Raw genomic sequence first — 24,333 nt, 5'->3', positions numbered from 1 at the left:
GCGCGGGGTGTTTCGTTTGGCGTCCGAAGCCTAGACTCGTTGCATCGATTCCGGCCGCGCCGACGCACTGGCGGCGCCGGAACCCTCACGGAGCCAACACGATGAAAACCATGAAACTTGCGGCGTGCGCGCTGCTGCTGATCGGCCCGGTCGTCGCCGTGCAAGCGCACGCCGCGTCGACGCTGACGCGTGCGGAAGTCCGTCAGGAACTCGTGGAATTGCAGGCCGCGGGCTACCGGGCGAACCTGGCCAGCAGCCCCGACTTTCCGCAGAACATGCAGCAGATCATTCAACGTGCCGCGCAGGCGCGCGGCGATGCAGCGGGCTATGGCCGCGACGGCCATGCGAACGTGGAATCCGGGAAGCCGGCGCTGCCGCACGCGACCGATCGCGACACGTACGCGCATCACTGACGCGCATCCCGCAGCCGGCAAGCGTGCCGCGCGGCGTGCGACACGCGGCGGCTGCGGCGATCAAACGCTGAAGCGGTTCAGCGTATACGCACGATAGGCCGCGACGAACGCGTCGAACGATCCGGCCTCCTTCGCCTCCAGCTCGGCCTGCTCGGCCAGCGACTTCGCCGCGAGTGCCTGCTCGGCGCGCATCGTGTCCGGCGACGGCGGGTTCGCACGGAAGTGCGCGGCATGCGCTTCGCTGTGCTCACGCGCGAACGCGAGAAACGACTGGCCGTTCTCGCGCATCGTGCGCAGCACGCGCGCCGACGGCGTGCGCTCCGGATCGGCGAGCTTCTCGTGCTGCGCGGCGATCGCGCGCGCATGCTCGTCGCCGCCGCGAATCTCGTCGAGACGGCGCCCGACGGTTTCGATATCGGTCATCAGGTCGTCGGCCCATGCCTGCAGCGTGACCGGCTGGCCGTCGCGCATCAGCGTGAGCCCCGGCTTGCGGCCCTCCATCGTCACGCTGCCGAAGTTCGCATTCGCTTCCTTGTACGCGTCGCAGTCGAGCGCGGGGCTTTCGTCGAGCGCGCACGCGAGCAGGAACGCATCGATGAAGCGCGCGGTCTCGAGCGCGATGCCGGTCGGCTCGAACGGATCGATGTCGAGACAGCGCACCTCGATGTACTGCACGCCGCGCGATGCGAGCGCATGCAGCGGACGCTCGCCCGAATACGTGACGCGCTTCGGCCGGATCGTCGAGTAGAACTCGTTCTCGATCTGCAGCACGTTCGTGTTGATCTGAATCCACTCGCCGTCGCGATGCGTGCCGATCGCCTCGTACGGCGGATACGGCTCGCTCACCGCCTTCGACAGCGCGTCGAGATAGCCGGGCAGCGTGTTGTAGTCGACGTGCAGCGCGGCCTGCGCGGTCGTGTTCGAGTAACCGAGGTCGCTCATCCGCAGGCTCGTCGCATACGGGCGGTACAGCGTGTCGGCGTCGAACGTGTCGAGCTTGTGCGGCTTGCCGCGCAGGAATTTCGTATCGAGCGCGGGCGATGCGCCGAACAGGTACATCAGCAGCCAGCTGCGGCGGCGGAAGTTGCGGATCTGCGCGAGATAGCGCTCCGACTGATAGTCGACGAGCGTGGCCGTCGAGCCCTCTTCCGCATGCAGGCGCCGCCACACTTCCTCGTGCAGCGAGTAGTTGTAGTGGATGCCCGCGATGCACTGCATCGTGCGGCCGTAGCGATACGCGAGGCCGCGCCGGTACACCGTCTTCAGCCGGCCGATGTTCGACGTGCCGTAGTTCGCGATCGGGATTTCATCGTCGGCAGGCAGCAGGCCCGGCATCGAGTCGTTCCACAGCATCTCGTCGCCGAGCGACGCGTATACGTAGCGGTGCAGATCGTCGAGGCGCTCGAGCGTGATCGACGCGTCGGTTTCCGCCGGCGTGATCAGTTCGATCAGCGCTTCGGAATAGTCGGTCGTCAACGACGGGTGCGTGAGCGCCGAACCGAGCGCGCGCGGGTGCGGCGTGAACGCGATCATCCCGTCGCGCGTCACGCGCAGGCTTTCCTTTTCGATGCCGCGCAGGCCGTCGGGCAGATGCTGCCGCGTCGGGCCCGAGCTCAGCGCTTCGAGACGATTCAGCAGCAGTTCGGACTGGCGGTGAGTCATGGTGTTCGACATGGAGACGCAAGTGCGTGACGGCCGCGCGCAGAACGCCGCGCGCGGCCGGCTGGATTGTTGGTCGCTTCGTTGGTAGCGGGCACTTTAACATCTCGCCGACACGCGCGCTTGAGGCGGCCGCGCGCGGTGCGCGGCGGCCGCAGCGGGCCGCCGGGCGGGCTGCCGGGCGGGGTGCCGAACGGACCGCCGGGGATGATCGCCGTGTGCGCGGCCGCGAGCGGTCCGCGCCGACGGATGCGGCGACCATGCGAATTCGTCGGACGGAATATGTGCGGCCGGTGCAACCCCTCGCCCCGTCACCCGCCACGCGGATTTGCTGCGCGGCAGGCATCGATTCGGGTGCCCGCCATCAGGCGTTGCAACCGTAACCGTGAGGATCACCGACCGATCGCCGTAGGGCCGGGCCGTCGACAGCGTGCATCGTGACCGCGCGGTTGCAGCGGTCGTCACCGGCGTCAGCCGCCGCGCGCACCGCCGGCCCGGTCCGCGACGTCGTTCCACAGATGCAGCGCCGCGTACGCGCGCCACGGCCGCCAGCCGTCGGTGCGGCGCTTCTGGCTCGCGAGCCGGTCGAGCGACGGATCGCGCGCGGCGATCGACTGCATCAGCACGAGGTCCGACGCCGGCCATGCGTCGGGGTCGCGCCAGGCGCGCATCGCGATGTATTCGACGGTCCACGGACCGATGCCGGGCAGGTCGAGCCACGCGCGGCGCAGCGTGTCGAGATCGGCATGCGCGGGGTCGAGCGGCACGTGGCCGTCCGCGACCGCGCGCGCCATGCCCGTCAGCGCCGCGGCCCGCTTGCCGGGCATCCCGATTTTGTCCAGATCGCACGCGGCAAGCGCGTGCGGCGTCGGGAAGCGCCATGCGGGCGCGCCGTCCGGCGGCGGCCCGCCGTCGTCGAGCACGACGCGCTCGCCGGCCCGCTGGACGAGTCGGCCAACGATCGTCGTCGCCGCCTTCACGCTCACCTGCTGGCCGACGATCGCGCGCACCGCGAGCTCGAATCCCGACCATGCGCCCGGCACGCGCAGCCCCGGCGCGGCCGCCACGAGCGGCGCGAACCACGGATCCCGCGCGAGCCCGCCGCCGATCGCGGCCGGGTCCGCGCCGAGGTCGAACATCGACGCGACGCGGCGCGCGAACGCGTCGTCGACATGGCGTGCAGCCGCCCCGTCGACCGTCGCGATCAGGCAATGCCGGCGCGGATGTTTCGTGACGGTGAGCCGGCCCGCGTCGCCGTGCAGGTCGACGGTCCGGCGATACACACCGCCGACGACCTGCTCGACGCCAGGAATCGCGCGCCCGCTGAAAAAGCGCAGAACCCGCGCCCAGTCGTACGGCGCCTTGAAGCGCAGCTCCATCTGCGCGGACGGCGGCACCTGGCCGCCGTCCGCGATCGACGTAATCGTGGTTGGTTCGATGCTCAAACTGCGTTGCCCTCCGCAACGGCTTCGGTTTCATCGTCGCGCAGATGACGCGCCTCGGCCGCGAGCAGCGTCGCCTTGCGCCGCACGCCCCAGCGGTAGCCGGCGAGCGCGCCGCCCTTCTGCACGACCCGGTGACACGGGATCGCGAGCGCGACCGGGTTCGACGCGCACGCCGCCGCGACGGCCCGCACCGCGCGCGGCGAGCCGAGCGCGTCGGCGATCTCCGAATAGCTGCGCGTTTCGCCGTACGGGATGCGCGTCAGCGCTTCCCACACGCGCTGCTGGAACGCGGTCGGCGCGATATCGAGCGGCAGGTCGAACGCGTGCCGCGTGCCGTCGAGATACGCGCGGATCTGCGCGATGAACGGCGCGAGCCGCGACGGCGATTCGACGCGTTCGGCACGCGCGAACGCGTCGTTCAGCTCGGAAATCAGCGCCGCCGGTTCGTCGCCGAACGCGATCCGGCAGATGCCCTGTTCGGTCGCGGCGACGAGCACCGTGCCGAGCGGTGTCGACGCGGTCGCATAGTCGATCCGCAGGCCCGCGCCCTGCCGGCGGAACGCCGACGGCGCCATCCCGAGCTCGCGCGGCACCGACGCATAGAGCCGCGACGGCGAGTTGAAGCCCGCGTCGACGGCTGCCCGCGTAACGGGCTGGCCGCTCTGCAGCGCGTCACGCAGCGCGGCGCCGCGCTGCGCGGCCTGATACTGCCGCGGCGACACGCCGACCACCCGCTTGAACAGCCGCTGCAGGTGGAACGGGCTCACGTGCACCGCGTCGCTCAGCTGCTGCAGCGTGATCCGCTCCGGATGCGCGTCGAGTACAGCACACGCGCGATTGACGATGTCGAGTTCGCGCGGCAACCCTTCCGGCTGGCAGCGCTTGCACGGGCGAAAGCCGGCCGCGCGTGCGTCGGCCGGACTGGAGAAGAACGACACGTGTTCGCGCCGCGGCAGCCGCGACGCGCAGCTCGGGCGGCAAAACACGCCGGTCGTGCGCACGGCATAGAAGAACGCGCCGTCCGCATGCGGATCGCGGGCGGTCACGGCGCCCCAGCGGGCATCGTCGGTCGGATAGGCGGTTTTCATGTAAACCTCGCGCTCTCTAGTGTAGACGGTGCCTACTCTAGACATCGGCCCGGGCCGTCGCGCCCTGAATCTTGCTCTGTGATTCGTGCCGGACAAAATCGCGCATACCGAAATCCCGCCAAGTGGACGAAAGGCCGCTCCGCCGCTGCTTCAGTGCAGTTTTCGTCATCATCCCGTCACAGTTTTGCTGCAGTGCGGCTGCGACAAATCGCCGTCCTGACGTTTTTTTACACTCGGAATATTGCAACGCACCATCGCCGTGTGTATAGTAGGAACTGTCTCCTCCATGTCTCCTCCTGATATGGATTAAGCCCGTTCCGCTCTGCGTGAACGGGCTTTTTTTCGTCCGTCGAACGCAGCGCGCCGGCGCGCGTCGCCGGTGCGGTCTACACTCGGTGCACGCCCACCGTGAACGGAGTGCCCGCTCATGAAACCGACCATCCGCGCGATCGATCACGTCGTGCTGCGCGTGACCGACATAGCCGCGATGACGCGCTTTTACTGCGACGCCGTCGGCTGCCACGTGGAGAAGGAACAGCCCGACCTCGGCCTCGTGCAGTTGCGCGCCGGCGACGCGCTGATCGACCTGCTGTCGGTCGGCGGCCCGATCGACCGCCCCGACAGCGGGCCGCCCGGCACCGGCCGCAATCTCGACCATCTGTGCCTGCGTGTCGAGCCGTTCGACCCCGATGCGCTGACCGAGCATTTCGCCGCGCATGGCGCGCGCCCCGGCGCGCCGGCCGAACGCTACGGCGCCGGCGGCTACGGCCCGTCGATCTATCTGTTCGATCCCGAAGGCAACATGCTGGAATTCAAGGGGCCGCCCGCGTCGATCGGCTGAGCGGCGGCCGTCACGCGTCGGCGCGCGGCTTCAGCACCGTCCATTCGACTGCGACCGGATCGTGGTCGGCGCTCGAGATCCACGCGGCGCCGTCCTGCACCGTGCACTGCAAGCGCATCGTGCGCTCGGCGAGACGCCCGAGTGCGGCCGCGACGCCGTCGGCGAGCGACAGCACCTGCACGTTGCGCAGCCGTTCGACCTTGCTGCGCACGCCCTGCCACCAGATATCCGACGTCTTGCCGCCGTACGCGATCACCGTGACCTGACCCGCGCGTCCGGCTGCCTTCGAAATACGCCGTTCGTCGGGCTGCCCGGCCTCGATCCACACGTCGATCGCGCCCGTCAGGTCCTTCTGCCACAGATCCGGTTCGTCCACGTCCGACAGCCCCTTGCAGAATTCGAGTCGCTCGTGCGCGAACAATGCGAACGCGACGATGCGCACCATCATCCGGTCGTCGGTTTCCGACGGATGACGGGCGACCGTCAACGCGTGATCGGCGTAATAGTGCCGATCCATGTCGGCGATTTGCAGTTCGGCTTTGTAGATCGTGGATTTCAGCGCCATGCGGATACGGCCCGGGCGGGCATTCGGTTCGGTCGGGCCGTGATGATACCGAATGCGCGCCGCCCGGCGCGTGACGGGCGCTCCACAGCGCGACGGCCCGGCGTCGGCCGGGCCGCGTTCAGGCCGCGCCGCCGGCGTGTCGGGCCGGCGTGCGGGTGCGAGACGCGCGTTATTGCTTGACGAAGCGCGAATCCGTCCAGAGACCCTGCTGGTCGCTGTTGTCGGCACTGACGAACTGGACGTCGCCCTGATCGACCGACACGACGCGGAAGCGTTGACCCTCCGGCACCGACAGGCAACGGAAGTCGTCGAAGTACTGCTGCTTCGCCTGCGACTTGCCGTCACGCTCGTGGCTCAGTACGGAGTCCAGATTGTCTTTCGACAGACAGCCCCATGCGTTCTTCGTCAGCTGGATTTCCTGCTTCGGCTTGACGGCCGAATCACCGCCTGCCTGAGCGATCGACACTGCGCAAAATGCGCCGACAAGGGCAAAAAGGACACCGGTTCGCTTCATCATGTTCTGTCTCCATGCTTGCGGGCACCAGGCTGGTTAGCTATGTGTTTAAAGGTGATCGTGAACCCGCGTTTTTCACTTTAGAAGACCGGCAAGCGATATCAAGCACATTCGTTGTGCGATCGCAATAGCGGCGAATTGTCGCACCCCGTGCGCGCCCGGTTTTTGTCGTCAGGCGCCGGCCGGACGGCCGCGGACATTCAGCGAAATGAATCGCGCCGCCACGCCCCGAGCATTGCGGGACAAGGCTTTCAGCGAAGTTACAGGGTGGCCGGTGAACGGTTTGGATAATTCACTTCAATATGGTAGCGGTTTTGATGCATTGCACATAAAGTCGTCCGAAACCCCATGAATTTACCGCGCCGCGGAATCGGATTCAGCTTATACAAGAAAAATGCCAGGTATAAGCGCGTGCGTATTTACCCGCATTTTTCGATGGCGCCGAAGGCCGCCGCGGCGGGGCTCTCCAGCGCGTTTACCCGGAGCTTTTTACCCGGCCGCATTCAATCCGATTTGGCGCGCTCGAAATAATCGCGCTGGAAGATGCACATGCGAAAAGCATTGTGATAAGCGCCGTTTCCGAAAAATTCTTCCTGCAATTCCGCCTCGTGCTGGAATCCGCACTTCCGGTACACGTGGATGGCAGCCGCATTCGACGTATCGACGATCAGGTACAGCTTGCGCAGATTGAGTACCTTGAACGCGTATTCGATCGCGAGGCGCGTCGCCTGGCCTGCGTAGCCGCGCCCCTGGCATTGCGGCGCGATGATGATCTGGAATTCGCCGCGGCGGTGGATGTAGTCGAGCTCGATCAGTTCGACGAGGCCGACGAGCTCGCCCTGCGCATCGACCGCGACGAAACGGCGCTCGCGTTGATCATGTACGTGGCGGTCATACAGCTGCGACAGCTCCGAGAAGGTTTCGTACGGCTCCTCGAACCAGTAGCGCATGATTTTTGCGTCGTTGTTCAGCTCATGGACGAAGCGCAGGTCCTGACGCTCCAGCGGCCGCAGGGCGAGCGTGTGCTTGTCGTTCTGGAGTTGCATGTTTGTCCTTTTTTCCGTGCTTTTCGATGCCCGCGCATGCGCCGGAAACGCGCCGAAGAAGTTGAACGCGGGCCAAGTTCAGAGCCTAGAATGGAAACAAGGGTTCCTGCCATCGCAAGGAGGCTATCGTGATCGAGCAAGTGATACTCGGCATCTTCCTCGTACTGCCACTCGTGATCGTGGCTGCGCTGTTCTCCGACGAACTGTGGCAGGAACATCGGCGGCAACATCCGCGCGACGAAAACGCCCCGCACATCGACTGGAAGCATCCGTGGCGCCGCGTGCGGCGCGGTCACTGAGTCGATCGCCGGCCCGCTGGGGGCCGCGCCGCGCGTGCAGCCGCGAACGCTGCAACTGCCTTCCGCTTCGAACAAATGCTTCGAACCGATTCCCGCTCAACCAGCGAGACGCCGACGTGAACGACAAACCTTCCCTTCCTGCCCACGATATCCCGAACGAAACGATCGACCTGCAGATCGCCGACGTATTGGCGGCCGTCAGCTACCCGGCGAACAAGGATGCGATCGTCGACGCCGCGCGCGACGCCGGCGCCAGCAACGAAGTGCTGTCGATGCTCGACGGCCTGCCCGAACAGGACTACGCGGACGTCGACGCCGTCACGCGCTGGGTCGCCGGCAACTTCGGCCCGGGCCTGAGCATTTGAGCGAAGGTCGACAACAGGATAGGATCGGGCCGCACCGGCCGCATGGCGGTCGGATGCATGCCGCCCGGCGCCAGGACCGGGCGTGGCCGCACGAGAGCGTCCGGGGGAATCGATGGAAGGCATCCTGATCCAGCACACGACGCGCCGTCAGCTATGGTTCGGCGCGCTGACGGCGCTCGTCATCGTGCTCGCACTCGGCATCGCCGTGCCGCACGCGAACGTTGCGTTGCCGGCCGTCGAACCGTTCATGCCGATGTGCGCGCTGACCGTGTTCACCACCGCGAGCCTCGCGGCGTTCTTCCTCGGCGCGCAGTTCACCGTCACGCGCCAGCCCGTGCTCGGTGCGCTCGGCGGCGCCTATGCGTTCACCGCGCTCGCCGTCGCGCTGCAGCTGCTCACGTTTCCCGGCGTATTCGCGCCGCACGGTTTGCTCGGCGCGCGTCCGCAGAGCGCCGCGTGGATGTGGGTGTTCTGGCATGCCGGCTTTCCTTGCTTCGTGATCGCCGCGCTGTTCGCGCGCGAACGGCTCACGCGGGCACCGGTCACTGCGGCACAGACGCGCTGGTGGGCGATCGCACTGGTCGGCGGTCCGGCCGCGGCGGCGGCGTTGCTGTGCGTGTTCGCGCTGAACGTCGCGCTGCCGCCCGCGTTCCATCCGCCGGCCGGCGCGGTCGCGTTGCCGGTGAACGCGATTGCGCTGGTCGTGTGGATCCTCAATGCGCTTGCGTTGATTGCGGTGGTCGCCACGGGCCGGTTGCGCACGACGCTCGACCTGTGGCTCGCGATCGCGGTGCTCGCGTGCCTCACCGACACGACGCTGAACCTGCTGACCACCAACCGGTTCACGGTCGGCTGGTATCTGGCGCGCGTGTTCAGCATGTTCACGCCCGGTGTGCTGGTGTGCGTGCTCGCGTGGGAAGTGACGAAGCTGTATCAGCAGTTGTTCGAGGCCCACGCGACGCTGATCCGATCCTCCGCGCGCGACGGGCTGACCGGCGCGTTCAACCGCAGCCACTTCAACGATCAGTTTCACACGCTGTTCCTGCAGGCGCGGCGTCAGGGCGAGCCGCTCTCGCTGCTGATGGTCGACGTCGACCATTTCAAGGCCTACAACGACGCATTCGGTCACGTAAAGGGCGATGCCTGCCTGATCGCGGTCGCCAATGCACTGGCCGGCGCGGTGCGACGGCCGACGGACATCGTCGCGCGCTATGGCGGCGAGGAGTTTGCGATCGTGCTGCCGAACACCGGCGCGCGCGGTGCACGGGTGGTGGCCGAAGAAGTGCGTGACGCGGTGCTGCGACTCGATCTTGCGATGCCTTCGTCGCCGGCGGGACGCGTGAGCGTCAGCGTCGGCTGCGCGACCGTGTCGGCCGATGATCTGTCGACGCCCGATGCGCTGATCGAAGCCGCCGATGCCGCGCTGTACCGTGCGAAGGATACGGGTCGCAACCGCGTGGTCGTGGCCTGAAAACGTCTGCGGATTGGCGACTTGTTACGGTCATTGTGACCGGAATAATCCGCCGTTACGGATTGCGTCGCAGGGAAACGATCGCTTACACCCCGTGTCGAGGGCGCTCGCTATGCTGGGTTCCATATTGAACCCAGGCAGGTGAACGCGATGAAGAAAACCCTTTTGCTAATTGCCGGCGTGGCCGTGTTGCTGAGCGGCTGTATCGTGGTGCCGGACGGGGGCGGGTATTACGGTGGCGGGTATTACCATCATCATCGGCATTGGGATTGATGGCGTCGTTCCCGCCTCCGCGCCCCGTCGCGCGATGACGATGTCGATAGCCTCTTCAAGCCGCCTTGTACCGTCTCGCATACTCCGCCGTGAGTTCGATGTATTGGCGGCCGTACTCCTTGCTGTCGCAGATCGCCGTGCCCTCGAAAAACTCGTTCCACGTCTCGATGTGCACCATTGTCGGCCGAGGGTCCATTGCGAGGATACGCTCCCAGTTCCGTCGGTAAAGCGCGCCTTTTTCGCGTGGTACTTCAATCGGATGGCGCGACGACAGATTCTTCTGGCTGTAGCCGGGCCCGATCGAAACGACGCCGCGGAACGTCGGACAGATCGCCGCGCTCCAGTAGAACGTGCTGTCGAACGGGCCGGGATAGAACCGGCCGAGATAGTAGAACAGCGCATATGACGCGAGCGCCTCCGCAGTCGGATACTCCTTCACGAACGCAAGCAACGCGTACCGCCGGTCCCGCTTCTTCAGGCGAACGCGCAGTTCGTCGCGCATCGCGCCGTCGGTCGACGTGGTCGAACAGGTTCGGCACTGTGGATTCGTGCAACGCCACAGCACGCGCTGCAATACCCCTTCGACCAGTGCATCGGTGCTCGAACCGCAGAATCGGTAGAACGCGTCGGACGCCAGCAGGTCGGCGAGCAGCGCATAGTAATCGCCGTCCTGCACGAAGCGGCGGACCGCCCCGCGCGACGCGAGTTGGGTCTGCAACGCGTCGAACGACTGTCCGATCGGCATCAGCCGCTCGTGAAGGGCAGCCGCGAGCGCCACGCGCGCAGATGCCGTGCCCAGCAGCGATTGCGCCGCTGCCACTCTTCCCTGCGCATTCGCGACCGGTTCGAGCGCCCGTAACTCGTTCTCCGTCGGCGCACGACGGTGAATCTTTTCGTAGAGGCGATTGACGAAACCGGCCGTCGACTGACCGGCGCGGCCATAGAACTCGTTGCCGCCCATCAGTTCGGCAAGCTGATCCAGATAGGACGCGTTCACGAAACGCTGCGCGATCGACTTGAGACCGCGCGGATCCGTGACGCGTGGCGCCTCCTCTTCGGCGGCCGAGACGATATAGGGATCCACGCCAAATTCGAGCTGGAATCGGTGGCGCACGAACGGATAGAGATCCTCGCCGACGCGCTTTGCGAAGCTGGGGTGATACACGTAGATGATCGGCCGCCCTTCGATACACGCCCAGTGCTCGGTCGGCACGATCGAGAAGAAGTTCCGAACCGTCTCGTAGAACCACTCCTTGCCCGCATACACTGCCGAATCGACGTGCCACGACTTCGCATTGTTGGATGTCAGCGTCGTGGTGTCGTAGAACATCCCGACCCGTGGCGCCATCTGTCCGCTCTGCTTGCGCCGGTTCAACGCGGCGACGATCTGTACCAGCCCTGGATCGCTGAAGCGGGATGGCCGGTTCGCACCGATTTCGGCTTTCGTCAGGTCATCTGCGCTGGCGAACGGTGAGCCGAAGTACACCGGGAGGATCACGTCGATGCCGGCGCTGACGATATCGCGCAATTGCTCGTCGTGCCAAGCCGGCAGCGTGTAGCTCAACCCCTTCAGGTCGCTCGGCGTGACCGCGAACGCATACTCGTCGCCGCTATTCTGTGCACCGTCCGGGTTCTTCAGATAATCCCCGCCGTTGATCACGTCGTACCAGTAGAAATATGTCGTACACACGATGCGCTCGTCGCTGCGATAGCTCGGCGGTGGCGCCTGCATGTCGACCGGCACGTTGAGTTCGCCCGGCGCGCGGCGCCAACCCGGCGGCGCTCGGCGCAGAACGGACGGATCCCATCCGAGGCACTCGGTCGATGCCAGATAGGCCGCCGCCTTCGCGCGAGAAGTGCGGCTGTCCGTCCCCGGCCCCGCACGCATTGCACGTGCGCCCTTGGGTGCCGGCAGCGAATGCGCGTTCGATGCATCGCGCCGACCGACGGATGCCACGCGCTCCGCCAGCTTCACACGCCGGGGCAACGATCGCGACGCCATCAGGCGCGTCGCCGTCAGCAACTCATACGCGACGACATTCAGTTCGATGTCGCCGCCGATGTATTGCTCAGCACGACGCTGCAGCCGCTCACGCACCGCCGGTTCGAGCGCATCGATGCCTGCGCCAGCCATCAGGCTGCCGACGATACGCGCACTGTCGTCGCCAGCGGCGAATGACGTGCGTACCGCTCGCTGATAGAACGCGTCGCTCGCCAGCACTGCGGCGATCACGCGTGCCGTGGAACCGTCACTGCCGAACTGAGCGACATCCGTGGCAACCGCGGCGCGAGACAGGTACGCGGCGACGGCGTGTGCGACCTTTGCCGAAACGGCGGCCGGGCTTCGCAGCAGTTGGCGAGCGATATCCGCACGGCTCGCCCCGCCATCTAGCTTGCCGACGATTGCGTCCATGTCGTCCACGCTCGTTCGATCGAGCAGATCGCACGCGAGTGCCGTCACATACATGCGATTGCTGCCGCCGGACCGGACCTGGTAATACTCTTCGGAGGACAGAATCGCGACGGTTGCATCATCAATGCCGCTCGTGCGTGCCACTTCGCTCAGCGACTCCCAGCCGCCTCGATCGGGTTCCCGCCCGAGCAAGCGCCGGTAGAGATTCGCGACCCAATACCGGCAACAATCCGGGTTGATCAGCACCGCGCGCAGCAGCGCCTCTTTCCCGCCAGTGTCCAGCGTGCGTTGCCATTCGTCCTTCTCGCCCGGAGTCGCCACGCGCCCCAGCGTCGCAAGGGCGACCGCGTTGAGGTACATCCCGTCCAGCCCGCCCGAACGGGCATCAGCCGGCAGTGAAACCAGAATCGAAGGAGCAAGGGCGAGCGTCCCGATAAATGCCCGTCGCGTAGTCAAAACTGTCTCCCGTTATTGGTATGTCCGTTTATTGACTGCTCTACCGGCACAGCATGAGTTCAGACCGCGCAACACATTCGCATCGCTTCAAAATGTGAAGCGACGAAATCGCGAAATAACCTCAGACAATTTGCCTCCGCGAGAACATTAAATGGAGGGAAATATTTTGACAACCCCGCGGCAACGGCCAGCCGTTTGATCGGTGGCCCGAGAAATCCGGACAGCAGAAGCCGAGCCTGACATTTGCGCGCCGGGCGACATGAGTGAATTGCAGATGCGCCGCTTGCGCGTAGCACAGTCGGGGAAAACCGGATCGCGGGTGGTATGGACTATCGCGGCAGCAATATCCGGGAAACGAGGTCGTGATGTCCGCGCCAAGCGTTATTTCCCGATACAAAACCTGCTGAAAATCACCCCCAGCAGATCGTCGGAAGTGAACTCCCCGGTAATCGCATTGAGCTGCTCCTGCGCGAGCCGCAGCTCCTCCGCAAACAGATCGAGCGACTGCGCGCGTTGCTCCGCATGATCGGCCGCCTGCGCCAGATGCGCCTGCGCCGCGCGCAATGCAATCAAATGCCGCTCGCGCGCGAGATAAACGCCCTCTGCCCCCGCCTGCCACCCCGCGATCCGCAGCAGTTCCGCGCGCAGCATGTCGATCCCGTCGCCGCGCTTCGCCGACAGATGCACTTCCGTCAGATCACCTTCGGCCGCCGGATGCTCGACGCAAGCCGGCACACCGGTCAGGTCCGTCTTGTTCAACACGCGCACCACCGGCACGCCGGCCGGAAACCGCGCCGCGATCGTCGTGTCGTCCGCCGTCATCCCCGTGCGCGAATCGAGCAGATGCAGCACGACGTCCGCACGCTCGATCTCGCTCCACGTACGTGCAATCCCGATCCGCTCGACTTCGTCGTCCGTCTCGCGCAGCCCGGCCGTGTCGATGATGTGCAGCGGAATCCCTTCGACCTGGATGGTCTGCGCGACCTTGTCGCGCGTCGTGCCTGCGATCGGCGTGACGATCGCCAGCTCCGCGCCGGCGAGCGCATTCAGCAGCGACGACTTGCCGACGTTCGGCTGTCCCGCGAGCACGACCGACAACCCTTCGCGCAGCAACGCGCCCTGCCGCGCGTCGCCGAGCACGTGCGCGAGCTGTTCGCGAATCCTCGCGAGCTTGCCGCGCGCGTCGGCCGCCTCCAGGAAGTCGATCTCCTCTTCGGGGAAATCGAGCGTCGCCTCGACCAGCATCCGCAGCGTGATCACGTCCTCGACGAGCGCGTGGATCTGCCGCGAGAACGCGCCGTCGAGCGAGCGCCCGGCCGAGCGCGCCGCCGCCTCGGTGCTCGCCTCGATCAGATCGGCCACCGCCTCGGCCTGCGCGAGGTCCAGCTTGTCGTTGAGGAACGCGCGCCGCGTGAACTCGCCGGGTTCCGCGAGCCGCAGCCCGAACGCGCGCCCCGCGTCCAGGCAGCGCTGCAGCAGCAGCTGCATCACGATCGGCCCGCCATGCCCCTGCAGCTCGAGCACGTGCTCGCCGGTGTACGAGTGCGGTGCGGGGAAATACAGCGCGATTCCGCGGTCGAGCGGCGCACCGTGCGCGTCGAGAAACGGCACATAGCTCGCATGGCGCGGCGCAAGCCGCTGCCCGCACAACGCGTCGATCAGCCGCAACGCGGCCGCCTCGCCGCCGCGCCCGAACGACACGCGGACGACGCCGATGCCGCCCCGGCCGGCAGCGGTGGCAATGGCGACGATCGGATCGGAATCGGTAGCGAGCATGGGAATCGGGTGAATCGGGTGGTCGGTCGATGAATGGCGCGCCCACACAACACCGCGGGCATCGGAACGCCGGCATTGTAGCGCGCCGGCCCGCACGCCACCGGGCGCCCCGTCGGTTTCGAACTCGCCCGAATTTATCCCGACGGAGCTAAGTCGAGTATTACCCTGGTGCGACCCATGCGTGCCTATTTCGGACGAGTATGCCTGTTGGAACGGGTTGACGCCGCGGCCCTCATTCCACCTTCTGCCCACGGCCAGGTTGGGATTCGTCCGAATACGCTATCTTTATCTTATTCGGTTGTCTGATACGCAGTTGTGGAATTGCACAATCACCCCCATGCCGACACCCGAAGAAAAAGCGGCGTTCTCCGAACGCCTGAAATTCGCCTTGCGGCGCAGCCCGGACAAGATCACCGGTGCGACGGAGCTCGCGAACCGGTTCAATCTGCGTCACCGCGGTGCGCAGCCGGTTTCGCCGCAAACCGCGCACAAATGGCTGACCGGCCGAACGATTCCGACGCCGGACAAACTCGAAACGCTCGCCAGCTGGTTGCGCGTCGAACTGCACTGGCTGCACTACGGCCCGTCGCCGAGCGTGATCGAACATCCGACGCCGCAGCCGCTTCCGCGCGACGAGCGCTATCCGCCGACACCGGAAACGATCGAACTTGCGTCGAAGATCGAGGCGCTGCCGCCGCATCAGCGTTACCTGGTGCAGGAGCTGATCGAGCAGTTCTACAACGTCGAACCGAAAATCGACGCGAAGAAGGCCTGAACGGCGGCGGTCGAACGAACGCACGCATGTACACCGTCGCCGCCGCGCCGGCCGCCAGAAACGAAAAAGCCGCATGGATCGCACCATGCGGCTTTTTTGCGTGCATCGCGGGCGGCTGGCCGCCCGCGGGCGCGGCCTGCGTCAGGCGGGCTTCTTCACGCCGCCGAGCTTGCGCGTGATGTAGTACTGCTGCGCGATCGACAGCACGTTGTTCACGACGTAGTACAGCACGAGACCGGCCGGGAAGAAGAAGAACATCACCGAGAACGCGATCGGCATGAACTTCATCATCTTCGCCTGGACCGGGTCCGGCGGCGTCGGGTTCAGGCTCGTCTGCACGAACATCGACACGGCCATCAGCACCGGCAGGATGAAGAACGGGTCGCGCTGCGACAGGTCGTGGATCCACAGAATCCACGGCGCACCGCGCATTTCGACCGACGCGAGCAGCACCCAGTACAGCGAGATGAACACCGGGATCTGGATCACGACCGGCAGGCAGCCGCCGAACGGATTGACCTTCTCGGTCTTGTACAGCTCCATCAGCGCGGCGTTCATCTTCTGCGGATCGCTCTTGAAGCGTTCGCGCAGCGCCTGCATGCGCGGCGTGATTTCCTTCATGCGCGCCATCGACTTGTAGCTTGCCGCCGACAGCGGGAAGAACACGGCCTTGATCAGCACCGTCAGCAGCACGATCGCCCAGCCCCAGTTGCCGACCACGCCGTGGATCTTCTCGAGCAGCCAGAACAGCGGCTTCGCGATGATCGTCACCCAGCCGTAGTCCTTCACGAGCTCGAGGCCCGGCGCGATGCCTTCGAGCATGCGCTCTTCTTCCGGACCGGCGAACAGGCGTGCCTGCACGTCGACCGACTGGCCCGGTGCGATCGCGGCGACCGGCTGCTTCACGCCGACGCGGTACAGCGCCGGATCGATCTTTTCAGCGTAGATGTCGCGCTTTGCGCCCTGCTGCGGAATCCATGCCGACGCGAAATAGTGCTGGACCATCGCGACCCAGCCGTTGTCGGCCGTCTTCTCGAAGTTCGCCTTGTTCTTGTCGAGGTCGCTGAAGTCGATCTTCTGGAAGTGCTTCGCGTCCGTATAGACCGCCGGCCCGAGGAACGTATGCGAGAACATCGGCGTTTCGACGGCCGTGTTGTCGCGCACCAGCTCCATGTAGACCGTCGGCGTGACCGGTGCGGCGCCGACGTTGTCGATCTTCGTGTCGACACCGATCACGTAGCTGCCGCGCGTGAACGTGTAGGTCTTGATCACCTTCACGCCGCCCTTCACCGGCGATTCGAACGACAGCTTCAGCGTGTTCTGGTCGCCCGTCAGCGACGTCGGGCCCGCATTGACCTGCGTGTAGACGTCGTTGTGGTTCGGGAAGTCGCCGCCGAGCAGGCCCGTGCGTGCGAGATACGTATGGCCGGCCGTGTGGTCGAACAGCGTGATGTAGAGATCGGGCTGCTTGCCGTCGCCCTGCTTCTTCAGCGTCAGCTTCGCGAGCGTGCCGCCGCGCGTGTCGATTTCGCCGTCGTACACGTCGGTCGAAAACTTCACGAGCTGCGCCTGCGCGGCTGGTGCCGTCGTCGACGGTGCGGCGCCTGCCGCGGCGGCCGGTGCGTCACCGGCGGTCGTCGTCGCGCCCGTGCCCGATGCGCCGCCGGCCGCGGCCGGAGCCGTGTGCGTGGCGCTCGGGAAGAACATCGACGGGCGTCCATGGTCGCGCTGCCAGTTGTCGTACAGCATGACAGCTGACATGAAGAAGATCACCCATAGGACGGTGCGTTTGATATCCATGCGTTGTCTCAGAGTCGATGGGACCGCGCGTCGGCTTCGCCGCGAGCGCGAGTGTCGGAGTTGGGCGGCGGGACGAGGTCGATGCCGCCCGCGGAAAACGGGTGGCATCGGCACACGCGCCTGACGGCGAGATACGTGCCGCGCGCGGCGCCATGATACTGGATTGCCTCGCGCGCGTAATCCGAACAGGAAGGATAAAAACGGCAACGGTTGCCGAGCATCGGGCTCACGGCAACCTTGTAGAAGCGCAGCAACGCGATCAATACCGTTTTCATACCTTGGGCGGCGCCGTTCGACGCCGCGTCAAAACCGGCCGGGCGGGCGCGCACGCCGCACCGGGCACGGATGCGTCACTCGGACGCGGGCTTCGACGCCCGGCGCGCGATTTCCCGGGCCGCCCTGTCGAGCAGCTCGCGGATTTCGGCCGCGCACATCGCCGCGAGCGGGGCGGAAGCCGCGCTCGGCAGCGCTTTCTTGTCGAAGCGCGTGTGCTGCCGCAGCAGCAGGTCGTAGCCGGCGAATTCGGCGCGGCGCAGGCGAAACGCATCGCGCGCCAGCCGCTTCACGAGGTTACGGGTGACTGCACGCGGCGCATACTTCTTGCCGATGACGAGCCCCAGACGGGCAGGCTGGCCGGTCGGCTTGCCGTAGATCACGAAGTGCGCGGAGCGCCGCCAGGGGCGCAAACGAAAAACGGATGAAAATTCATCCGTTTTCAGAAGTCGCGCAGCTTTCGGGAAGGCGGCTTTCGTCTGCGACGGATTCGCACCCGGCTCGACGGCACCTTCCGCAGGACTGCGGACGGCGGACACAGCGCGCAACCTGCCTTAGATAGCGAGGCGCTTGCGGCCCTTCGCGCGGCGAGCGTTGATGACCTTGCGGCCACCTGCCGTCTTCATGCGGACACGGAAGCCATGGGTGCGCTTGCGGCGCGTCACGGACGGTTGGTAAGTACGTTTCATGATGTTCTCACTTGTTCGAGAATGTCGAAATTCAGGGGACCGCGTGCCCTTAACCGGAGGCATTCGGGCGAACGCAATCGCCGGGAATACAGGATTGGTTTTCGCGGAACCCGCTATTTAAACCGTTTTTCTCTTGACGGTCAATACTTTACGAGTCGTCCGCCTGTGCCGGCCCGCTCCGATCCGGCCCCGCGACCCACCATCACAGCCTGTGGATAAGTCCCGCTGTGGCCGCGTTTGGCGTTAGAATCTCGCCTTATCTCCAAGAATCCCGCACGCCGCTTCGGCGCCCGCCTGCCTATGCAAGACTGTGACGCAGGCGTCCGAGGCACGCTCGCACGACCGCTTCGGGCCTTGTTGCGCAACCGCGACAAGGGCGCCGGCGAGCCGCGCTGTGCACGCAAAAAACGACAGCTACTTGATGAACGATTTCTGGCAACACTGTTCCGCACTGCTGGAGCGCGAGCTGACGCCCCAGCAGTACGTGACGTGGATCAAACCCTTGGCCCCGGTGGCCTTCGATGCGTCGGCGAACACGCTGTCCATCGCCGCGCCGAACCGCTTCAAGCTGGACTGGGTCAAGAGCCAGTTTTCGGGCCGCATCTCCGATCTGGCCCGGGAATTCTGGAACACGCCGATCGAAGTCCAGTTCGTCCTTGATCCGAAGGCCGGCATGCGCAGCGCGCCCGCAGGCGCCGCACCGGCCGCCGCGCGTGCGCCGCTGGCCCCGAGCGGCCCGGCCGCGACGGTCGCCGCGATCGCCGCCAACCTGACCGCGAATGCTTCCGCTGCGCCCGCCGCGCCGGCCGACGTGCCGATGACGCCGTCGGCCGCCGCCGCGCACCATTTGAACGCCGACGACGCCGACATCGACCTGCCGAGCCTGCCCGCGCACGAAGCGGCGGCCGGCCGCCGCACGTGGCGCCCGGGCCCCGGTGCGGCACCGGCGAACGGCGGCGAAGCCGATTCGATGTACGAACGTTCGAAGCTGAACCCGGTGCTCACGTTCGACAACTTCGTGACCGGTAAAGCGAACCAGCTCGCGCGCGCCGCCGCGATCCAGGTCGCGGACAATCCCGGCATCTCGTACAACCCGCTGTTCCTGTACGGCGGCGTCGGCCTCGGCAAGACCCACCTGATCCACGCGATCGGCAACCAGTTGCTGCTCGACAAGGCCGGCGCGCGGATCCGCTACATCCACGCCGAGCAATACGTGTCCGACGTGGTGAAGGCATACCAGCGCAAGGCGTTCGACGACTTCAAGCGCTACTACCATTCGCTCGACCTGCTGCTGATCGACGATATCCAGTTCTTCTCCGGCAAGTCGCGCACGCAAGAGGAATTCTTCTACGCGTTCGAGGCGCTGGTTGCGAACAAGGCGCAGGTGATCATCACCAGCGACACGTATCCGAAGGAGATCTCCGGCATCGACGATCGCCTGATCTCGCGCTTCGACTCGGGCCTGACCGTCGCGATCGAGCCGCCCGAGCTGGAAATGCGCGTCGCGATCCTGATGCGCAAGGCGCAGTCGGAGGGCGTGAACCTGTCGGAGGACGTCGCGTTCTTCGTCGCGAAGCACCTGCGCTCGAACGTGCGCGAGCTCGAAGGCGCGCTGCGCAAGATCCTCGCGTATTCGAAGTTCCACGGCCGCGAGATCTCGATCGAGCTGACCAAGGAAGCGCTGAAGGACCTGCTGACCGTGCAGAACCGGCAGATTTCGGTCGAGAACATCCAGAAGACCGTCGCCGACTTCTACAACATCAAGGTCGCGGACATGTACTCGAAGAAGCGTCCCGCGAACATCGCGCGGCCGCGGCAGATTGCGATGTATCTGGCGAAGGAACTCACGCAGAAGAGCCTGCCGGAAATCGGCGAGCTGTTCGGCGGGCGCGATCACACGACCGTGCTGCACGCGGTGCGCAAGATCGCCGACGAACGCAGCAAGGACGCGCAGCTCAACCACGAGCTGCACGTGCTGGAACAGACGCTGAAGGGCTGAGCGCGCGGGCGCGCTTGATAATTCGGCCTCCGCCCCAATTTAAGGGGGGCGGTTCGGTTTTGAGGCACAATACAGGTTTGACCGCCCCGGCGGCGGCCGGCTCGGAGCCCGGCCGGCGGGGCGCTGCGAGGCTGCTGCGCTGCAGGCCGTTACTCAACGAAGGAACTCTATGCAACTGGTCAAGACCGAACGAGACACACTCCTCAGGCCGCTGCAAACGGTCAGCGGCATCGTCGAACGCCGCCATACGTTGCCGATCCTCGCCAACCTGCTGATCACCAAGAACGGCCCGGACGTTTCTTTCCTGTCGACCGACCTGGAGCTGCAGATCACCACGCGCGCCGATTTCGGCGTCGGCGGCGACCAGGTGGCCACCACCGTCGCGGCCCGCAAGCTGCTCGACATCCTGCGCGCGATGCCTGACGGCCAGGTCACACTGTCGCTCGCCGACAAGCGCCTCACCGTGCAGTCCGGCAAGAGCCGCTTCGCACTGCAGACGCTCGCCGCGGACGAGTTCCCGACCGTCGCGCAGGCGAAGGATTTCGGCGCGAGCCTGACCGTCCCGCAGAAGTCGTTCCGCCAGCTGCTCGGCATGGTGCATTTCGCGATGGCGCAGCAGGACATCCGCTACTACCTGAACGGCATGCTGCTCGTCGTCGACGGCGACCAGCTGATGGCCGTGGCGACCGACGGCCACCGCCTCGCGTTCTCGTCGATGAAGCTCGAAGGCGGCACGTTCGGCCGCCAGGAAGTGATCGTGCCGCGCAAGACGATTCTCGAGCTGCAGCGCCTGCTCGAGGATATCGACGACACCGTCACCATCGACATCGCGCAGACGCAGGCCAAATTCACGTTCGGCGGCGTCGAGCTCGTGTCGAAGCTGGTCGAGGGCAAGTTCCCCGACTTCCAGCGCGTGATCCCGAAGGCGCACAAGAACACGTTCGAGATCGGCCGCGAAGAGCTGCAGCGTTCGCTGCAACGCGCGGCGATTTTGACGTCCGACAAGTTCAAGGGCGTGCGCTGCATCGTCGCGCCGGGCCAGCTGAAGATCATGTCGACCAACGCCGATCAGGAAGAGGCGCAGGAAGAACTCGAAATCGCGTACCAGGGCGATACCGTCGACATCGGCTTCAACGTCACGTATCTGCTCGACGTGCTCGCGAACCTGAAGGTCGACACCGTGCAGGTGAGCCTTGGCGACGCCAGCTCGAGCGCGCTGATCACCGTGCCCGAGAACGACGAATTCAAGTATGTCGTGATGCCGATGCGCATCTGACGCGCTCGACATCGCGACACACACCAGGGGGCGGCAAGCCCCTTTGGCGTTTTTATGGCGAACTGACAACCCGCCTTTTTAGTGCCTTTTCGGCACCTGGGGCGGGCCAGGAAACTGGAGCGGCCCGGCGATTTCTCGCTGAAACGCACCGCGCCGCCACGAGAGTGGCCTCGCAGAACCGGAAGATATCCATGAGTGAACAGCACAATTCGCAACCCGATAACAGCAGCTACGGCGCTTCGTCGATCCAGATCCTCGAAGGTCTGGAAGCGGTGCGCAAGCGCCCCGGGATGTACATCGGCGACACGTCGGACGGCACCGGTCTGCACCACCTCGTGTTCGAGGTGCTCGACAACTCGATCGACGAAGCGTTGGCCGGGTACTGCAACGACATCCACGTGACGATTCACGCCGACAACTCGATCTCCGTGACCGACAACGGCCGCGGGATTCCGACCGACGTGAAGATGAACGACAAGCACGAGCCGAAGCGCAGCGCCGCCGAGATCGTGATGACCGAGCTGCACGCCGGCGGCAAGTTCGACCAGAACAGCTACAAGGTGTCGGGCGGCCTGCACGGCGTGGGCGTGTCGTGCGTGAACGCGCTGTCGAGCTGGCTGCGCCTCACCGTGCGCCGCAACGGCAAGAAGCATTTCATGGAGTTCCATCGCGGCATCGCGCAGGATCGCGTGATCGAGCAGGTGGATGGTGTCGAAGTGTCGCCGATGCTGATCACCGGCGATACCGAGAACCGCGGCACCGAAGTGCACTTCATGGCCGATCCGACCATTTTCGGGACCGTCGAGTATCACTACGACATTCTGGCCAAGCGGATGCGCGAGCTCTCGTTCCTGAACAACGGCGTGCGGATCCGTCTGACCGACCTGCGCTCGGGCAAGGAAGACGATTTCGCGTTCGCCGGCGGCGTGAAGGGCTTCGTCGAATTCATCAACAAGACCAAGACCAACCTGCACCCGACCATCTTCCACGTGAATGGGGAGAAGGATGGCGTGGGCGTCGAAGTCGCGATGCAGTGGAACGACAGCTACAACGAAAACGTGCTGTGCTTCACGAACAACATTCCGCAGCGGGATGGTGGGACGCACCTGACCGGCCTGCGGGCGGCGATGACGCGCGTGATCAACAAGTACATCTCCGACAACGAAATCGCGAAGAAGGCGAAGGTCGAAACGACCGGCGACGACATGCGCGAAGGTTTGTCGTGCGTGCTCTCCGTGAAGGTGCCGGAGCCGAAGTTCAGCTCGCAGACCAAGGACAAGCTCGTTTCGTCGGAAGTGCGTGCGCCGGTTGAAGAAGTCGTCGCGAAGGCGCTCGAAGAGTTCCTGCTCGAAACGCCGAACGACGCGAAGATCATCTGCGGGAAGATCGTTGAAGCTGCTCGCGCGCGAGATGCTGCGCGGAAGGCGCGCGAGATGACGCGACGCAAGGGCGTGCTCGACGGCGTCGGCCTGCCGGGCAAGCTCGCGGACTGCCAGGAGAAGGATCCGGCGAAGTGCGAAATCTACATCGTCGAGGGTGACTCGGCAGGTGGTTCGGCCAAGCAAGGCCGCGATCGCAAGTTCCAGGCAATCCTGCCGCTGCGCGGCAAGGTGCTGAACGTCGAGAAGGCCCGCTACGACAAGCTGCTCTCGTCGGAACAGATCGTCACGCTCGTGACCGCGCTCGGCTGCGGGATCGGCAAGGACGATTACAACCTCGACAAGCTCCGCTATCACCGCATCATCATCATGACCGACGCGGACGTCGACGGTGCGCACATCCGGACGCTGCTGCTCACGTTCTTCTATCGCCAAATGCCGGAGATGGTCGAGCGCGGGTACGTGTATATCGCGCAGCCGCCGCTTTACAAGATCAAAGCCGGCAAGGACGAGCGGTATCTGAAGGACGATACGGAGCTCAACGCGCATATGCTGCGATTGGCGTTGCAAGGGTCGGAGCTGGTGCCTAGCGAGAATGCAGCGGCGATTTCGGGCGATGCGCTTGGGGAACTGGCACGGTCGTATCTGCTGTCGCAGAGCGTCATCGACCGGTTGAGCCGGTTGTATGACCCGGCAGCGCTAGAGGCGATCATGGACGGGGTTGCGATCGATCTTTCTAGCGAGGAATCGACGGAGGCTTCGGCCAAGGCTCTGCATGCCGCGCTGCATGATGACACGCTGAAGAACGAAGTGCGGGTTGTGCCTTCGTATGATCCGGTGCGTGAGCTGCGGTCGCTGCGGGTTGAGCGGGCGCATCATGGCAACGTGCGGGTTTCGGTTATCGATGAGGAGTTCCAGCACACGGCGGATTATCAGCAGCTCGTGACCACCGCCAAGACGTTCGAAGGGCTCATTCAGGCTGGGGCGGTGATCAAGCGCGGTGAGCGCAGCATGGCTGTGAATGACTTCAAGAGTGCGATGAAGTGGCTGCTTGCCGATGCCGAGCGCAACGTGTCGAAGCAACGCTATAAGGGCCTCGGCGAGATGAACCCCGAGCAGCTCTGGGAAACGACCATGGATCCGACCGTGCGGCGCCTGCTGCGCGTGCAGATCGAAGACGCGATTGCCGCGGACGGGATCTTTACTACCCTCATGGGGGATGAGGTCGAGCCGCGGCGGGCGTTTATCGAGTCGAATGCGTTGCGGGCGGGGAATATTGACGTTTGAGGCAAACGCATGTGTAGGGCGCCAGCGTACGCACGACTGGCGCCACAATTGCGATACAGTTGGTAAGAGTAACCGACCTGCCTAGTGTCATGTCCCATCTCTGGAACGGACCCGCCTTAGAATCAAAATCTGCAGGGTCCGAGTCCCTGATTCGTGATCAAATAAAATAAAGGGTTACAGCGCGGCTTGGCTGTAACCCTTTGTCATTTTCGGTGCCGTGTTGGCACATCT

22 protein-coding genes are annotated in these 24,333 nt (G+C 65.2%); 10 read left to right on the top strand and 12 right to left on the bottom strand.

Annotated elements, in window-relative coordinates:
• Window positions 1–101 precede the first annotated feature (101 nt).
• Window positions 102–413 carry a DUF4148 domain-containing protein gene (locus tag BSE24067_RS20265; protein WP_151064121.1) on the top strand — a complete coding sequence of 104 codons (312 nt, stop codon included), beginning with the start codon at window positions 102–104 and terminating at the stop codon, window positions 411–413.
• 60 nt (window positions 414–473) lie between these two features.
• On the opposite strand, the gene gshA is transcribed toward BSE24067_RS20265, so the two are convergent.
• The 3 genes from gshA to ada form a co-directional block, all read right to left on the bottom strand.
• Window positions 474–2,087, bottom strand: coding sequence for a glutamate--cysteine ligase (gene gshA, locus BSE24067_RS20260; RefSeq protein WP_170297447.1), 1,614 nt, complete (start codon window positions 2,085–2,087; stop codon window positions 474–476).
• Window positions 2,088–2,542: 455 nt separating this feature from the next.
• The gene (locus tag BSE24067_RS20255) at window positions 2,543–3,517 is read right to left on the bottom strand and encodes a DNA-3-methyladenine glycosylase family protein (RefSeq protein ID WP_151064126.1); all 975 of its coding nucleotides are present in this window, start codon (window positions 3,515–3,517) and stop codon (window positions 2,543–2,545) included.
• Entirely contained in the window at window positions 3,514–4,605 is a 1,092-nt protein-coding gene (ada, locus tag BSE24067_RS20250; RefSeq protein ID WP_151064127.1) for a bifunctional DNA-binding transcriptional regulator/O6-methylguanine-DNA methyltransferase Ada, read from the bottom strand. The genes BSE24067_RS20255 and ada overlap by 4 nt, the downstream gene beginning before the upstream one ends.
• A gap of 427 nt (window positions 4,606–5,032) precedes the next feature.
• Between ada and BSE24067_RS20245 the strand changes: the two genes are divergently transcribed.
• Complete coding sequence (locus tag BSE24067_RS20245) at window positions 5,033–5,446, top strand: VOC family protein (protein WP_151064130.1); 414 nt, start codon at window positions 5,033–5,035, stop codon at window positions 5,444–5,446.
• Between the two features lie 10 nt (window positions 5,447–5,456).
• Here BSE24067_RS20245 and BSE24067_RS20240 read toward each other — a convergent pair whose 3' ends face one another.
• The 3 genes from BSE24067_RS20240 to speG form a co-directional block, all read right to left on the bottom strand.
• Window positions 5,457–6,011, bottom strand: coding sequence for a YaeQ family protein (locus tag BSE24067_RS20240; protein WP_040142584.1), 555 nt, complete (start codon window positions 6,009–6,011; stop codon window positions 5,457–5,459).
• 169 nt (window positions 6,012–6,180) lie between these two features.
• Entirely contained in the window at window positions 6,181–6,528 is a 348-nt protein-coding gene (gene sap1, locus BSE24067_RS20235) for a surface attachment protein Sap1 (protein WP_006489950.1), read from the bottom strand.
• Window positions 6,529–7,028: 500 nt separating this feature from the next.
• Window positions 7,029–7,571, bottom strand: coding sequence for a spermidine N1-acetyltransferase (gene speG / locus BSE24067_RS20230; protein WP_151064132.1), 543 nt, complete (start codon window positions 7,569–7,571; stop codon window positions 7,029–7,031).
• A 128-nt stretch (window positions 7,572–7,699) separates the two neighbouring features.
• Between speG and BSE24067_RS20225 the strand changes: the two genes are divergently transcribed.
• From BSE24067_RS20225 to BSE24067_RS32820, 4 genes are all read left to right on the top strand, one after another.
• Window positions 7,700–7,870, top strand: coding sequence for a hypothetical protein (locus BSE24067_RS20225; RefSeq protein ID WP_006489933.1), 171 nt, complete (start codon window positions 7,700–7,702; stop codon window positions 7,868–7,870).
• A gap of 116 nt (window positions 7,871–7,986) precedes the next feature.
• The gene (locus BSE24067_RS20220) at window positions 7,987–8,235 is read left to right on the top strand and encodes a DUF2795 domain-containing protein (protein WP_151064134.1); all 249 of its coding nucleotides are present in this window, start codon (window positions 7,987–7,989) and stop codon (window positions 8,233–8,235) included.
• Window positions 8,236–8,347: 112 nt separating this feature from the next.
• Entirely contained in the window at window positions 8,348–9,706 is a 1,359-nt protein-coding gene (locus BSE24067_RS20215) for a GGDEF domain-containing protein (RefSeq protein WP_151064136.1), read from the top strand.
• Between the two features lie 150 nt (window positions 9,707–9,856).
• Window positions 9,857–9,979 carry a hypothetical protein gene (locus tag BSE24067_RS32820; protein WP_279612193.1) on the top strand — a complete coding sequence of 41 codons (123 nt, stop codon included), beginning with the start codon at window positions 9,857–9,859 and terminating at the stop codon, window positions 9,977–9,979.
• Window positions 9,980–10,034: 55 nt separating this feature from the next.
• Here BSE24067_RS32820 and BSE24067_RS20210 read toward each other — a convergent pair whose 3' ends face one another.
• Together BSE24067_RS20210 and mnmE are read right to left on the bottom strand one after the other, a co-directional pair.
• Window positions 10,035–12,848, bottom strand: a complete 2,814-nt coding sequence (locus BSE24067_RS20210; RefSeq protein ID WP_151064138.1) for a DUF5010 domain-containing protein — start codon at window positions 12,846–12,848, stop codon at window positions 10,035–10,037.
• A 381-nt stretch (window positions 12,849–13,229) separates the two neighbouring features.
• Window positions 13,230–14,624, bottom strand: coding sequence for a tRNA uridine-5-carboxymethylaminomethyl(34) synthesis GTPase MnmE (mnmE, locus tag BSE24067_RS20205; protein WP_151064140.1), 1,395 nt, complete (start codon window positions 14,622–14,624; stop codon window positions 13,230–13,232).
• Between the two features lie 337 nt (window positions 14,625–14,961).
• Here mnmE and BSE24067_RS20200 point away from each other — a divergent pair, with 337 nt between their 5' ends.
• Entirely contained in the window at window positions 14,962–15,399 is a 438-nt protein-coding gene (locus BSE24067_RS20200; protein WP_151064169.1) for a helix-turn-helix domain-containing protein, read from the top strand.
• A 141-nt stretch (window positions 15,400–15,540) separates the two neighbouring features.
• Here the strand turns inward: BSE24067_RS20200 and yidC are convergent, their stop codons facing one another.
• The 4 genes from yidC to rpmH form a co-directional block, all read right to left on the bottom strand.
• On the bottom strand, window positions 15,541–17,199 hold the full coding sequence (gene yidC / locus BSE24067_RS20195; RefSeq protein WP_151064142.1) for a membrane protein insertase YidC: 1,659 nt from the start codon (window positions 17,197–17,199) through the stop codon (window positions 15,541–15,543).
• 8 nt (window positions 17,200–17,207) lie between these two features.
• Window positions 17,208–17,474, bottom strand: coding sequence for a membrane protein insertion efficiency factor YidD (yidD, locus tag BSE24067_RS20190; RefSeq protein ID WP_006489939.1), 267 nt, complete (start codon window positions 17,472–17,474; stop codon window positions 17,208–17,210).
• Window positions 17,475–17,549: 75 nt separating this feature from the next.
• Window positions 17,550–18,011 carry a ribonuclease P protein component gene (gene rnpA / locus BSE24067_RS20185; RefSeq protein WP_034208729.1) on the bottom strand — a complete coding sequence of 154 codons (462 nt, stop codon included), beginning with the start codon at window positions 18,009–18,011 and terminating at the stop codon, window positions 17,550–17,552.
• A gap of 15 nt (window positions 18,012–18,026) precedes the next feature.
• A complete protein-coding gene (rpmH, locus tag BSE24067_RS20180) occupies window positions 18,027–18,161 on the bottom strand; it encodes a 50S ribosomal protein L34 (RefSeq protein ID WP_004198824.1) in 135 nt (44 codons plus the stop codon).
• Between the two features lie 421 nt (window positions 18,162–18,582).
• Here rpmH and dnaA point away from each other — a divergent pair, with 421 nt between their 5' ends.
• The 3 genes from dnaA to gyrB all read left to right on the top strand — a co-directional run bounded on the left by dnaA (window position 18,583) and on the right by gyrB (window position 24,102).
• Window positions 18,583–20,160: a chromosomal replication initiator protein DnaA gene (dnaA, locus tag BSE24067_RS20175; RefSeq protein ID WP_217460368.1), complete on the top strand. Its 1,578-nt coding sequence runs from the start codon at window positions 18,583–18,585 to the stop codon at window positions 20,158–20,160.
• Window positions 20,161–20,329: 169 nt separating this feature from the next.
• Window positions 20,330–21,436: a DNA polymerase III subunit beta gene (gene dnaN / locus BSE24067_RS20170; protein ID WP_040142608.1), complete on the top strand. Its 1,107-nt coding sequence runs from the start codon at window positions 20,330–20,332 to the stop codon at window positions 21,434–21,436.
• A 191-nt stretch (window positions 21,437–21,627) separates the two neighbouring features.
• Window positions 21,628–24,102, top strand: coding sequence for a DNA topoisomerase (ATP-hydrolyzing) subunit B (gene gyrB, locus BSE24067_RS20165; protein WP_151064148.1), 2,475 nt, complete (start codon window positions 21,628–21,630; stop codon window positions 24,100–24,102).
• The last annotated feature ends 231 nt before the right edge of the window (window positions 24,103–24,333 follow it).

Origin of the sequence: Burkholderia latens (genome assembly GCF_902499045.1) — a bacterium.
In the GTDB taxonomy this organism is placed as follows: Bacteria; Pseudomonadota; Gammaproteobacteria; order Burkholderiales; family Burkholderiaceae; genus Burkholderia; species Burkholderia latens.
Note: the sequence above shows the minus strand (reverse complement) of the source record. Positions and strands in the feature narration are given on the sequence as shown.

Bases quoted from the DNA above. Each gene is read 5' to 3' on its own strand.
- BSE24067_RS20215 (WP_151064136.1), top strand. From the start codon at position 8,348: ATGGAAGGCATCCTGATCCAGCACACGACGCGCCGTCAGCTATGGTTC.
- sap1 (WP_006489950.1), bottom strand. From the start codon at position 6,528: ATGATGAAGCGAACCGGTGTCCTTTTTGCCCTTGTCGGCGCATTTTGC.
- dnaN (WP_040142608.1), top strand. From the start codon at position 20,330: ATGCAACTGGTCAAGACCGAACGAGACACACTCCTCAGGCCGCTGCAA.
- yidD (WP_006489939.1), bottom strand. From the start codon at position 17,474: ATGAAAACGGTATTGATCGCGTTGCTGCGCTTCTACAAGGTTGCCGTG.
- BSE24067_RS20265 (WP_151064121.1), top strand. From the start codon at position 102: ATGAAAACCATGAAACTTGCGGCGTGCGCGCTGCTGCTGATCGGCCCG.
- rpmH (WP_004198824.1), bottom strand. From the start codon at position 18,161: ATGAAACGTACTTACCAACCGTCCGTGACGCGCCGCAAGCGCACCCAT.
- BSE24067_RS20245 (WP_151064130.1), top strand. From the start codon at position 5,033: ATGAAACCGACCATCCGCGCGATCGATCACGTCGTGCTGCGCGTGACC.
- gyrB (WP_151064148.1), top strand. From the start codon at position 21,628: ATGAGTGAACAGCACAATTCGCAACCCGATAACAGCAGCTACGGCGCT.
- yidC (WP_151064142.1), bottom strand. From the start codon at position 17,199: ATGGATATCAAACGCACCGTCCTATGGGTGATCTTCTTCATGTCAGCT.
- mnmE (WP_151064140.1), bottom strand. From the start codon at position 14,624: ATGCTCGCTACCGATTCCGATCCGATCGTCGCCATTGCCACCGCTGCC.
- BSE24067_RS32820 (WP_279612193.1), top strand. From the start codon at position 9,857: ATGAAGAAAACCCTTTTGCTAATTGCCGGCGTGGCCGTGTTGCTGAGC.
- BSE24067_RS20200 (WP_151064169.1), top strand. From the start codon at position 14,962: ATGCCGACACCCGAAGAAAAAGCGGCGTTCTCCGAACGCCTGAAATTC.
- speG (WP_151064132.1), bottom strand. From the start codon at position 7,571: ATGCAACTCCAGAACGACAAGCACACGCTCGCCCTGCGGCCGCTGGAG.
- gshA (WP_170297447.1), bottom strand. From the start codon at position 2,087: ATGTCGAACACCATGACTCACCGCCAGTCCGAACTGCTGCTGAATCGT.
- dnaA (WP_217460368.1), top strand. From the start codon at position 18,583: ATGAACGATTTCTGGCAACACTGTTCCGCACTGCTGGAGCGCGAGCTG.
- BSE24067_RS20240 (WP_040142584.1), bottom strand. From the start codon at position 6,011: ATGGCGCTGAAATCCACGATCTACAAAGCCGAACTGCAAATCGCCGAC.
- ada (WP_151064127.1), bottom strand. From the start codon at position 4,605: ATGAAAACCGCCTATCCGACCGACGATGCCCGCTGGGGCGCCGTGACC.